Below are 13589 nucleotides of genomic sequence, written 5' to 3'. Positions count from 1 at the left end.
TAAAAGACCTCCAAGAGAAATTTTGGAGGTCTTTTTTTAAGAATTTAAGAATTTAAGAATAAAAGAAGTTAAGAACATAAGAATATATAGTAAAAATGCGGGTTACAAGGATTAATTAAAAATTTTGAAGTTCTTGAACCAAAAGCATGATCCTTAAGTCTAATTTATGAGAGGAGGGAGTTAACTTTGGATACAAGCCAATTGGTGAGAAAAGCTAAAGGCGGAGATGATAAAGCTTTTAGTAAACTTATAGAATCCATACAAGAAAGGTTATATGTAACGGCTTATTCTTATGTAGGTAATAGGGAAGATGCTCTAGATATAGTGAGTGAAGGAGTTTGCAGGGCATATACCTCAATTAAAAAATTAAAAAACGAAGATTTATTTAACACTTGGATAACTAGAATAGTTATTAATGTATCGATTGATGTCTACAACAAAAATAAAAAGAAAGCGCAAATTGTATACGAAGAAAATGATCAAGGCTACATAGAAGAGCATGATGAAAGAATAGATTTAAATAAAGCTATAGAAGCTTTAGATCCTAAATATAAAATTATCTTACAAATGAAGTATTATGAAGGACTAACCTTAGCTGAAATAGCAAAAATATTAGAGATACCGTTAGGAACAATAAAAAGCAGTCTTAATAAAGCTCTTAACATTCTTAGGTTAGAGCTTAAGGAGGAGGTTTTAGAATGAAGAAAGAAAATAATAAAAATGATATTGAAGATTATTATAAAAATATAGAGATACCAAAAGAATTATCTAGTGCTGTAAAAAGAGGAATAGAAAAAGGGAAAAAAGAAAAAAGAAATGTATATTTTAATAAAGGGTTAAAAATAGCATGCAGTTTTTTAATAGTTGTAACTTTAGGAATGCTTTTAAACAATTTAAAGCTTGGGGTAGGAGATATAGACCAAAGTGTAGAGAAAGCTAGTATAGGTTTGGAACTACCAAAAATAAAAGATGATAAAGAGCTTCTAAAACTAATTGTTTCTAGCCAAGATATAAAGAAGGAAAGCTCTACTAATAATGAAATCACAGGTAGTAGTAGTGAATCAGCCAAATCTGATTCTGGAGCAGCAGATTATTCAAAAACCAATAACCAGGTTGAGAATGTCGAAGAAGGGGATAAAGTAAAAACCGATGGTAAATATATATACACAGTTAAAAATGACTATAAAGGAGGAAATGTCTCTGAGGTAATAATTGTTAAAGGTGATGACCCAACTAATATGAAAATAGAAACAAAAATTACTTTAGAGGGATTTATTCAGGATATTTATATAACTCAAAATAAGTTTATAGTAATTTCACAAAATAATAATTCTTTAGGAACCGATCTTAGCATTTATAATAAAGAAGATATTGAAGATTTAAAACTTGAAAGAAAACTAAATTACAGTGGACAGATAGTAAACAGTAGATTAATTTCAAATAGATTAATAATGATAACAAATAACAATCCATTTTCAATCTATCCAATGATGGAAGATAGTAAAACTGGAGTTATAAAAGATAATGGGCAAACAATATCTCTACCTAGATATTATGACTCCATTAATGATAAAGAAGAAGTTACAAACATTAAGGATATTTCCTATTTTCCAGATACTAAGGGAGACAGCATAATTAATATAGCTTCAATAGATATAAATAATTATAATGAAAAAATTAAAACTGAAACAGTTTTAGCTAGTGCAGGAAGCGTATATTCAACAGCGGATAATATATATATTACTGCATCTAAGGGAAGTTTTTCTAACTTTGCTACTAAGAATACTATATTCTCTGATGGAGATACATTAATTTATAAATACTCTATTAAAAATGGAGAAATAAATCCAGTTGCTAGTGGTGAGGTAAAGGGGAGATTATTAAATCAATTTTCTATGGATGAAAATAATAATACTTTTAGAATAGCAACAACTAAGGGTTTTTCAGAGGGAAGTACAAATAATTTATATATATTAGATGAAAATCTTAAGGAGTTAGGAAAATTAGAAGGTCTTGCACCAAGGGAAAGAATTTATTCAGTTAGATTTTTAGGAGATACAGCATATATGGTTACTTTTAAACAGGTAGATCCATTATTTGTTATAGACTTAAGGGACTCAAAAAATCCAAAAGTTACTGGAGAACTTAAGATACCTGGATTTAGTAACTATCTTCATCCACTAGATGAGGAAAATATAATAGGTTTTGGTGAAGATAGAGATGAGCTGGGTAGATATAGAGGACTAAAGCTTTCTATTTTTGATGTTAAAGATGGAACATCACCAAAGGAAAAATCCACACTTGCCTTTGGAAGAAATGATACTTATTCGGAGCTTAATTATAATCATAAAGCTTTCTTTTTAAATAAAGAAAAATCTATTATTGGTATACCAATGGTGAACTTTACTGATTTTGGGAAAAGCAGAGAAGGAACAGTTTATTTAGCTAAATACTCAGAAGATAGAGTAATGTCAAAGTTTGGGGAACTAAAATTTGATACAGGTTATTATGGTTATGAAGATAGAATAATTTATATTAAAAACAATCTATATATAGTTAGCAATGAAGGGATTTTTTCATATAACATTGATAGTTTAGAGTCTTTAGGAAAAATTGAATATTAAATTATAGGCAAGTTTTTAAATTTATAGGATTTAAAAACTTGCCTTTTCATATTCTGAAAATAATATTTTTCTTCATTTGATAAAATAAAAAAGTTAATTATTATGTATAATAATATTTGAGAAGATGATGAAGGAGGAAATAAAAATGAGTTTTCCAAAAGAATTTTTGTGGGGTGGAGCTGTTGCTGCACATCAATTAGAAGGTGGATGGAATAAGGGAGGAAAAGGACCAAGTGTTGCTGATGTTATGACAGCAGGAGCCCATGGAGTTCCAAGAGTAATTACAGATGGAGTAATTCCAGGTAATAACTACCCAAACCATGAAGCTATAGATTTTTATAGTAGATATAAAGAGGACATAGCATTATTTGGAGAGATGGGATTTAAATGCTTTAGAACATCAATTGCCTGGTCAAGAATTTTTCCAAATGGAGATGAGTTAGAACCAAATGAAGAAGGATTAAAGTTTTATGATGATATGTTTGATGAATTACATAAACATGGTATAGAGCCTGTAATAACTTTATCTCATTTTGAAATGCCTTATGGACTTGCAAAAAAATATGGCGGATGGAGAAGTAGAGAAGTTATTGACTGTTTTGTAAGATTTTCAAAAGCTGTATTCACTAGATATAAGGATAAAGTTAAGTATTGGATGACTTTTAATGAAATAAATAATCAAAAAAATGTTGCTAATGGAATATTTGCTTGGACTTGTTCAGGAGTTCTTTTTGAAGAGGGAGAAAATAGGGAAGAAGTTATGTATCAAGCGGTTCACCATGAATTAGTAGCTAGTGCCTTAGCTGTTAAAATAGGTCATGAGATTAACCCAGAACTAAAAATAGGATGTATGGTATCATTTGTTCCAATTTATCCGTACTCATGTAATCCAGATGACATGATGTTATCAGTTGAATCTATGCATGATCGTTATTTCTTTGCAGATGTACATTGTAGAGGTCATTATTCTCCATATGCATTGAAGGAATGGGAAAGAAAAGGTTACAACATAAAAATGGAGCCAGAAGATAAAAAGATACTAGAAGAAGGAAAAGTAGATTATATTGGATTTAGCTATTATATGTCTGATGCAGTTAAATCAGGTGTTGACACTTTAGATGAAAATTCAGTTGTAGGTTCAAGTGCTAGTGTTAAAAATCCACATGTAAAAGCTTCTGATTGGGGATGGCAGATAGATCCAGTAGGACTTCGTTATTCTTTAAATATGCTTTATGAGAGATACGAACTTCCTCTATTTATAGTTGAGAATGGATTTGGAGCTATAGATGTAAAAGAAGAAGATGGAACTGTAAATGATGATTATAGAATAGATTATTTAAGAGCTCATATTGAAGAAATGGATAAGGCTATAAATATAGATGGAGTAGATTTAATGGGTTATACTCCATGGGGATGTATAGATTTAGTTTCCTTCACTACAGGGGAAATGAAGAAACGTTATGGATTTATCTATGTTGATAAGGACAATGAGGGAAATGGAACCTTAGAAAGATCTAAAAAGAAATCTTTTGATTGGTATAAAAAGGTGATAGCTACTAATGGAGAAGATTTAACTAATAACTAGAGACAGAATAAGATAAATAACTACAGGTGGACTAACAGCCACCTGTTTTTTATGCTAATATATATTAGTACATAAAAACAGGGGGATAAAATTAATGAGGATTAATATAAGTAGACTTTTTAATGATAAAGAGTTTTATAAAAAGTTATTTATTCTAGCTATACCTATGATAATACAAAACTTTATAGTGTCGTCTATAAATATGCTAGATACTGTAATGGTTGGTGCATTAGGAGAAAGTGAGATTGCGGCAGTTGGAATAGCAAATCAATACTTCTTTTTATATAATTTAATAATTATAGGTATAACTACAGGATTTAGTATATTCATTTCACAGTATTGGGGAAGCAAGAATACAAGAGATATAAAGAAATCTATAGGATTAGAATTTCTAAGTGTTATGGTGGTAGGTCTTATTTTTACATTAAGTGCATTAATTATTCCAAACCTTATACTTAGAATATTTACAAAAGATATAAACGTAATAGAATTTAGTGAAAGCTACCTTAGAATAGTAGTATTAAGTTACGTGATTACTGGAGTAACTATATTATTTACAGGTGCATTAAAAAGCATAGGAAATTCAAAGGTTCCTATGGTTGTAAGTGCTATGGCATTACTTATAAATGGAATTTTAAATTATATATTTATATTTGGTAAAATAGGATTTCCTTATATGGGGGTAAGAGGGGCAGCATTAGCAACTCTTATTGCAAGACTGGCTGAGATGATAATAATTATTTATTTTAGCTTTAAACATACTTCACCACTTAGAGGAAAAATAAAGGAGTTTTTAGATTTTGATTTTAGTTTTACTAAAAAAGTATATAAGTCTGTTACTCCTGTAATATTAAATGATGGAATTTGGGCCTTAGGAATTGTTCTTTATACAGTTGCTTATGGAAAGGTTGGAACTAAAGCTATAGCTTCGGTTCAAATATCAAACACCATTCAAAACTTATTTATGATATTTTGTATTGGAATTGCAAGTTCTTCTTTGGTTATGATAGGACATGAAATAGGTAAGAAAAAGAGAGAAAAAGCCATAGAATATGCTAAGAAATTCTCTATATTATCATTTATAATAGGTGGGGTTTTAGGTCTTTTACTAATTATATTTTCACCTGTAATTTTAGAGTTGTTTAATGTTTCTAGTGAAGTGAGGAATTCCACAAGGAATATTCTAATAATATATGGAGCTATTTTCCCTATAAGATCCTTAGGAATAGTTTTGATAGCTGGAATATTCAGAGGAAGTGGAGATGCAAAATTTGCTTTAAAAGCAGAAGCTTTTGCAATGTGGGCTGTAGCTCTGCCACTATCTTTTATTGGAGCTATTGTTTTTAATTTTACGGTGGAGATGGTAGCTCTTATGGTTATTATTGAAGATATAATAAAGTGCCTTCTTTGTGTTATACATTTAAAAGGTGGAAAATGGATGCATGATTTAGTTAATCTTAAAGAAGCAAGTTAGAGTTTTGTTTTAAAAAGAAATATTGATAATATAAATTTAATTAATCAACCTTAAAAATCAACCGAAAGGTTGATTTTATTTTTTGTCTTAAAAGATAAAATGATATCAAGGAAGGTGATTAACACATGAATAAGATATTCGAAGTAAAAGGTTTAGAAAAAAGTTATAAAAATAATAAGGTTATAAAAAATATTTCCTTTGATGTTTTAAAAGGAGAAATACTTTGTATATTAGGGCCTAATGGTGCAGGAAAAAGCACCACTATAAATGTTCTTACAGAGGTTTTGGGTTATGAGTTAGGAGAATTATTTTATAGTGGTAGGAAAATTAAGAAAAATGATAAAGAGTTTAAAGGAAAATTAGGAGTAGTACCACAAGATATAGCTTTATATGAGGATATAAGTGCAGAACAAAATCTTAGATTTTTTGCATCTCTGTATGGATTAAAGGGGAAGGAGTTAGATGAAAAAACGAAAGAGGCCTTAGAGTTTGCTGGTTTAAGTGAAAGAGCTAAAGACAAGGTACGTACATTTTCAGGTGGAATGAAAAGAAGGCTTAATATAGCATGCGCTATAGCTCATAATCCAGAACTTTTAATAATGGATGAACCTACAGTTGGAATAGATCCTCAATCCAGGAATCATATTTTAGATTCTGTAAAAAAAATGAGAGAAAGAGGGATGACTATTATATATACAACTCATTACATGGAGGAAGTTGAAGAAATCTCAACAAGGATAATTGTAATGGATAAAGGTGAGATAATAGCTTCAGGAACAAAGGAGAAGCTTAAGGAAAATGTAGTAAATTTTAAAAAAATAATTATAGAAGTTGATGATATAAGTAAAGTTAATTTAGAGAAATTCTACGATGTTGAAGGGATTAAAGAAGCTATTATAAAGGAGAAAAAAATTGAAATTATAAGTTTAACTGGAGTTGAAAATTTGGATAAAATAATTTCAATTTTAATAAATGACTCTATTAAAATCAATAATCTAACAACAGAGGTACCAAGTTTAGAAACAGTATTTTTAAATCTTACAGGGAAAACCTTAAGAGATTAGGAGGATGTCATGTATAAATTTTTACAAATTTTAAAAAGAGATTTTTTAAACATGTTATTTAATCCTATGTGGGTGTTTTATGATACAGTTTTCCCCTTAATGCTTATTTTGATTTTGGGTTTCTTAAATAGTGGGGCTTACGGAAATGAAGTGTCTTCTTATGATTATTATGGAGTAGCTATGATACTTTATATAGTATTAAACACTGCAACCTTAAGTGCTAATGGTTTCATGGAAGAAAGAATTAAGAAAGGAAATATGAGATTAATATATTCACCATTACCTAAAAGTTATATATATTTATCTAAAATTTTAGCAACTTCTGCATTTGCATCTTTATGCCATATTTCAGTAATGATTTTATTAGAGCTTTTTATGAAAGTTAATTATGGAGGAAAAAACATTGTTTTTATAATTATAATACTTATTTTTGCTGAGATATTTGCTTCAGTTATTGGAGTGTTGTTTTGTTGTATTTTTAAAAGTGAAAATATAGCAAATCAAATATTAAGTATTGTTATAAATATATGGGCTTTGCTTGGAGGGTTATTTTTTAAAGTTGATAGCATGGGAAAGGCTTTAGAGAAATTAAGTTATATATCTCCAGTAAAATGGATGATGATAAGTATATTTAAAATAATTTATGATAGAAACTTTTCAGATTATATGGTGACTATAGGAATACTAATGATTTCATCAATAATAGCAGGAGCTTTATGTGAGAAATTTTATAAGCCGGAGGAATATATATGATTAACATTCTAAAAAATAATTACTTTAGACTAAAGAGCAAAAAATATTATAGTATCATTTACTTAATAATGACTATACTCTCAATAGTAGCAGCAGTATATATGACATCAAAATTTCAGACTAAAGGAAATATTGCTTTTGTAACAAATGATAAAGAAAAAGTAATTAAGTCTGAATATTTTAATTTTGTTAGCTTAAAGAGAGAACCAGAGAAATATGAACTAGCTTTAGGTAGATATGATGGAATAGTAATAGATAATGGAGCTGGAGAATATGAAATATATACTATAAAAAATACTGAATATAAACAAATGCTTAAAAACGTTATAGATAATCCTCATTCTAAAGATATAGAAATTGAAAGTAATAGAGGAGTAGGTACAAACATAATAGGTTTTTTAATGGTTTTTATTCTGCTCCAAAGTATTTTATTTATGTTTACATTAGCAGAAGAAATTGAATTAAAGCAGATTGAAAGAATAGCAGTATCACCCTTATCCTTTTTTAAATATATATTAGCTCACTTCATTTTTAATATATCTTTTATAGTTGTGCCTACATTTTTAACTTTAACTATTATAAATATTTTCTTTAAAGTAAATATAGGCTTTAGTTTAACTGAGTATTTAGGTATATTAATGATTTTAGGTGCCTTGGGAACAAGTTTTTCTCTATTTATGAATGCATTTATAAAAGGTTCTGATAATGCTAATATGATAGGTTCAGCTAGTGTACTTTTAACAACAATCTTATCTGGAAGCTTTTATTCTTTTGAGAATGGAAATAAAGTTCTTCAAAAAATATTATTGATTTTTCCTCAGAAAGAGTTTTTAAATTTTGTTAAGGCTCTAGAAGATGGTAAGGATATTTTAAATTCGTTACCTCAAATATTATATGTAATAGTAATCTCGTTAGTATTTTTCTTTATTTCTATAGTGAAAATAAAAAAAGACTATATACTAAGGAGCGAGTAAAGTAAAATAATATTAAAGTAAATTAAAATTTTAGGTGATGATATGAAAGATACACCATTATTAATATATACAAGACTTAAGGTGCCAGAACCAAGGAAAGGTTATATATTAAGAGCGGATTTGTTTTCAAAACTCGAAAAAATAGATGAATATAAGGTTGTTTTAATTAAGGGTGGAGCTGGTACTGGAAAGACCACCCTTGTAAGCTCTTTTATAAAGCAGAAGAATCTAAATGCTAAATGGATATCTCTTGATGAAAGCTCTAATAATGTTTTTTCATTTTGGAACTATATGCTAGAGGCTTTAGGAGATGTTTTAGGAAGAGATAAGGATGAAATTAAAGCTATTTATGATTCTAATATGCAAAAAGACAATCTTCAAATGTTTCTGATAGCTATTTTAAATCTTTTAGATATAAATGAAGATATTTATATAGTACTTGAGGACTTCTATTATATTAAGGAAAAATTTTTGATTGAAACAATAAATTTTTTCATAAAAAATCTTTCTTTAAATGTACATTTGATAATAATAACAAGAGAGTCTCCAGATATATATTTAGGGTCAATAAGTATGGAAGGAAGACTTCTATCTATTGAAGATAATGAGTTAAATCTAAGTAGAACTTTAGGAATTAGCTTTTTAAAAGATACTCTTAAACTAGATTTTAAAGAAGATATATTGAGTTATATGTACGAACTTTCAGAGGGTTGGATTGGAGGATTGCAGTTAATTGCTTCATCAGCCAATATAAAAAGTGAAAAAGAAATATTTAAGCTTAATTTCAAAAATAGAGTTATAGAAGAATATATAAACAAAGAAATATATGAGTTTTTTAGTGAAGAAGAAAAAGAGTTTTTATTAGAAACTTCAATACTTTCATATTTTAATGAAGATATATGCAAAAGGTTTATTCCTCAGTTTGATTTTAAAGGTATACTTTATAGCTTAGTAAATAGAAATACTTTAATAAGTTGCGTTAATGAAGAGTTTGAAATATATAGAGATCATAATATATTAAGAGAATATTTAGAAGAAAAACTAGATAGAGATAAAAAGATAAAAGCTCATATAAGGGCTTCAAGTGTCTTTAAAGACTTAGGAGATTATAGTGAGGCAATTAATCATCTATTGCTTGCGGGGGATTATGAAGAGGCAATGGAAACTATTTTGGAACACTCTAGGAGTTTAAATCTATTTTCTTACATAGATAGAATCCCTAAAGAGTTCATTATAAAAAATCCTGATTTTGCCTATCAAAGTTTTTTCTATTATTATGCTAATTTAGAAGTTGATAAAGGGAGTGAACTATACAATTTAATTATTAGAAATATGCATACTAGTCCTATATTAGAAGCCTTTAAGTTTTCTAATATGTTTATAGAAGACAATTTTAAACTAAATGAGATTGAAGTAATGCCTCTAGCTGAAATTGATAAGCTTAAGCTAAAGGATTCTACAAAAGCGTATCTATTATTAAAAGAAGCATCTTTTTTATATGTTCAAGCTAAGTACAATGAAGCATTAGATTTTCTTGAAAAAATTGATAACTATTCAATAACCAAAGACAATTTCTATATTCAATTTTTCTCTTTTAGTGTTAAATCGCAGGTTTTAGAGGATATGGGGGAAATCAATAAAACCTTTGAATTATATGAGGGAATGAAAGAGATGATTTTAACCTATAAAAAGTTGCCTATGCTTACTGTAAGTTTTTATATAGGTATTACTGGGATGTATTTAAAAAGAATGGAATTAGAGAAAGCAAAAATATCATTAGATGAAGCTTACAAGTATATGCCAAATGAAGCTGTAACAATGAACAGGGGATATAGGTATAATCTATGTGAGTATAAGTTTATTATAGGAGAAACAGAAGAAGCAATTAAAATACTAGAAGAACTTATTAAACTAGAGTCCTACAAGAATTATGTATTTATATCCCCACTTCTTAAATATATATATAAATTTGAGAATGAAATAATAAAAGATTTTATAGTTGGATATGAAAAACAACAAGAGGAGAGAAAAAGTTTAGATAGCAAGCTTTTGTATGGATCAATTCTTTTTAAAAAAGGCAAGAAAGAAGAAGCACTAGAGTTAGTTAATGAGGTTTTAAGATATTCTAGAAAAAGAAAAATTAAACTTAAGATGGTTCAAGGATCTTTGCTTAAGATAAGTATTATCATAGAAGATTTAGAAAAAAATAGAGAAGTTAAAAATCTATTTATAGAAGCATTACATTACAGTTATGAAAATAAAATTCTTCAACCTTATTTTTTCGAAAAAGATATAGTTAATAGACTTACTACTGAAGGAAGATTTAATATTATTAGCGAACTTACAAATAAGGAAAAGCTTCACTACGAAGAAATCATTAATATTATTAGAACTAAAGATGATATTATTTTAAGTCAGCGTGAGATAGATGTTCTTAAAGAGATTGCAAAAGGATCTACTAATAAAGAAATAGGAGAAAATTTGTTTATCTCAATTTCAACAGTTAAGACTCATATAATAAATATATATGGTAAACTTCAGGTTAGTAACAGGGTTTCGGCTGTAGAAGAGGGTAAAAGGCTTAAAATGATATAAGGGAACATGTTCATAGGCTTGAAATTTATTTAAATATAATATATGATAATAACAATAAAACTTTGGAGGAATATTATGAAAACACTTTGTTTAAAAAAATTACATCATCATACCTAGAGACTTGATCTGCTTAGACGTAGATACAAGTCTATTAATGTAGGCTTGTATCCTCTAGGTGATGATGAATTAAGTGTAATAATAATTTGTTAAGCCATGTGGGATTTTGCCTGCATGGTTTTTTGTTATATAAAAATATATTAAAGGAGAGTTAAACATGAAAACAAAAATTAAACCAAGTATATTATCAGGATTTATGGAGCTTTTGCCAAAAGAGCAGGAAAAGTTTAATAATATTTTAGAGAAAATCACTAATGTTTATGAGAAAAATGGATGCCTTCCTATGGATACTCCCATAATAGAAAAAGCAGAAGTTTTATTAGCTAAATCTGGAGGAGAAACAGAAAAACAAGTATACAGCTTCTCAAAAGGGAAAAATAATTTAGCGCTACGTTTTGATTTAACTGTGCCATTTGCAAGGTATGCAGCACAATATTATAATGAACTGGTTTTTCCATTTAAGAGATATCAAGTAGGTAAGGTTTATAGAGGGGAAAGAAATCAAAAAGGCAGATATAGAGAGTTTTATCAATGCGACGTAGATATTATAGGAAAAGATGAGCTAAGCATAAAAAATGATGCTTGGATTATAAACCTAGTATCTAAGTCTTTTAAAGCCATTGGATTAAATGGATATAAGATTCAAATAAGCAATAGAAAAATTTTGAAAGGTCTGTTAACTGAGCTATCTATTAAAAATAGTAAAGAAGTTATGATTTTAATAGATAAGTATGACAAGATAGGAAAAGAGGTTTTTATAGATGAATTAAATGTATTAGTAGGAGAAGGAAAAAGTAAGTTTATTGAATCTATATTAGATATGGGATTAGAAGATTTGGAAAAATTGACTATAAACAATGAAGACTTCAAAAAAGGTATAGAAAATCTTAAAGAAGTTAAGTCAATGCTTAATGTTTTTGGAGTTAAAGAAAATGAGTACGAAATAAATTTAAAGATTATAAGAGGACTTGACTATTATACAGGAACAGTATTTGAAACCATACTTGAAGGAAATGAGAGCTATGGATCTATATGTTCAGGAGGGAGATATGATAATTTAGCTGAGAATTATACTGATAATATACTACCGGGTGTAGGTATGTCAATTGGACTTACTAGATTGTTTTTTATACTTCAGGAAATTGGATTTATAGATGAATATAAAATTCCAAATAAATTTAAATATTTAATTTTGCCTATAGGAGATACCTTAGAATATTGTGGACTAATAATAAAAAGATTAGAGGAAAAAGAATTGGATTATTCTATATATTTAGAGAATTCAACATTAAAGAAAAAAATGAACTATGCAAATAAACTTGGTTTTGAGAATGTAATATTGGTTGGAGAAGATGAGGTTAAAAATAATGAACTAATAATAAAGAAAATGACAACTGGAGAAGAGGTTAGATTAGATATAAAGGAACTTTAAAAGAAAAGTTTTAAAACAATGGGGAGAGGGGTAGTCTTCTCCTTGTAATAAAACTTTTCTAAACTTTTTTACTTAATATAAATATTGTTTGGATTTTTGAAATATAAATATATAGTTATTAATTTTAATATTAGGGGGCTTAGATGTACACAACATCAGAACTTTTTGCTAAGATGATTCAAATTGTATTTATAAACTTGGTTTTATCAGGAGACAATGTAGCTATTATATCACTTTCGGTAAAAAACTTGCCGGTACATAAAGCAAAATTAGTAAGTATGATAGGAGTTATTTTAGCCCTAATTTTTAGAATTTTTTTTGTGGCTATAATAGGTGTTTTATTTAATTTGAAATGGCTTCACTTAAACTTAGTTGGTGGAATAATACTTATATTAGTTACTATTAATATGTTTAACCATGAGAAAAGCACTTCTGATTCTGATAAAGATGATAATGAGGGATTTATGAAGTCTTTATTTGCAATTATTATCTCAGATATTAGTATGAGTCTAGATAATGTACTTGCAATTACTTCTATTACCATGGCTGATAGTGGAGTGATTAGTAGGCAAGAAATGACGCTTATAATATTTGGAACAATAGCATGTATGCCTATTATATTTTTTGGAAGTGAGGCTGTATCAAAATTGATGAATAAATGCCAGGCAGTTATATATATTTGTGCAGGATTATTAGTATATACAGCTACAAAAATGATATTAAGTGATAGTATAGTTTCGAACTTAGTAAATAAAGTGAATCCTGTAATAGGACTAGCTGTAATAGTAATTATGGCAACAATTTTAATTGTAATCTTGATTAAGGACAAAAAGAAGAGTTGCTGATTTATTTAAGAAATATAAAAAAAGATTTTTAGCATAGTTCTAAAAGTCTTTTCTTTTTAAAAGAACATTAGTAGAAAAATGGCAATAATTATGATATTATTACATTTGGTATTTTTTTAAAAAATA

Annotated in this window: 10 protein-coding genes; all 10 read left to right on the top strand. The window is 27.9% G+C overall.

The genetic code is table 11. The annotated features are described in order from the left end of the window. The first annotated feature begins 186 nt into the window (after positions 1–186). The 10 genes from P8F83_RS09040 (at position 187) to P8F83_RS08995 (ending at position 13463) form a co-directional block, all read left to right on the top strand. Positions 187–702: a sigma-70 family RNA polymerase sigma factor gene (locus P8F83_RS09040; protein ID WP_326514348.1), complete on the top strand. Its 516-nt coding sequence runs from the start codon at positions 187–189 to the stop codon at positions 700–702. Then, positions 699–2624, top strand: a complete 1926-nt coding sequence (locus P8F83_RS09035; protein ID WP_326514347.1) for a beta-propeller domain-containing protein — start codon at positions 699–701, stop codon at positions 2622–2624. The genes P8F83_RS09040 and P8F83_RS09035 overlap by 4 nt, the downstream gene beginning before the upstream one ends. Positions 2625–2769: 145 nt before the next feature. Then, complete coding sequence (locus P8F83_RS09030; protein ID WP_326514346.1) at positions 2770–4209, top strand: 6-phospho-beta-glucosidase; 1440 nt, start codon at positions 2770–2772, stop codon at positions 4207–4209. Between the two features lie 94 nt (positions 4210–4303). After that, a complete protein-coding gene (locus P8F83_RS09025; protein ID WP_326514345.1) occupies positions 4304–5683 on the top strand; it encodes an MATE family efflux transporter in 1380 nt (459 codons plus the stop codon). 125 nt (positions 5684–5808) lie between these two features. Next, the gene (locus P8F83_RS09020) at positions 5809–6747 is read left to right on the top strand and encodes an ABC transporter ATP-binding protein (protein ID WP_326514344.1); all 939 of its coding nucleotides are present in this window, start codon (positions 5809–5811) and stop codon (positions 6745–6747) included. Between the two features lie 9 nt (positions 6748–6756). Next, positions 6757–7500: an ABC transporter permease gene (locus tag P8F83_RS09015; RefSeq protein WP_326514343.1), complete on the top strand. Its 744-nt coding sequence runs from the start codon at positions 6757–6759 to the stop codon at positions 7498–7500. Beyond that, complete coding sequence (locus tag P8F83_RS09010; protein ID WP_326514342.1) at positions 7497–8474, top strand: ABC transporter permease; 978 nt, start codon at positions 7497–7499, stop codon at positions 8472–8474. The genes P8F83_RS09015 and P8F83_RS09010 overlap by 4 nt, the downstream gene beginning before the upstream one ends. A gap of 42 nt (positions 8475–8516) precedes the next feature. Further along, entirely contained in the window at positions 8517–11069 is a 2553-nt protein-coding gene (locus P8F83_RS09005) for a LuxR C-terminal-related transcriptional regulator (RefSeq protein ID WP_326514341.1), read from the top strand. 274 nt (positions 11070–11343) lie between these two features. Then, positions 11344–12618 carry a histidine--tRNA ligase gene (gene hisS / locus P8F83_RS09000; protein ID WP_326514340.1) on the top strand — a complete coding sequence of 425 codons (1275 nt, stop codon included), beginning with the start codon at positions 11344–11346 and terminating at the stop codon, positions 12616–12618. Positions 12619–12761: 143 nt separating this feature from the next. Continuing rightward, complete coding sequence (locus P8F83_RS08995) at positions 12762–13463, top strand: YjbE family putative metal transport protein (protein ID WP_326514339.1); 702 nt, start codon at positions 12762–12764, stop codon at positions 13461–13463. The last annotated feature ends 126 nt before the right edge of the window (positions 13464–13589 follow it).

Origin of the sequence: Clostridium intestinale, from assembly GCF_035905475.1 — a bacterium.
In the GTDB taxonomy this organism is placed as follows: Bacteria; Bacillota; Clostridia; order Clostridiales; family Clostridiaceae; genus Clostridium_T; species Clostridium_T intestinale.
Note: the sequence above shows the minus strand (reverse complement) of the source record. Positions and strands in the feature narration are given on the sequence as shown.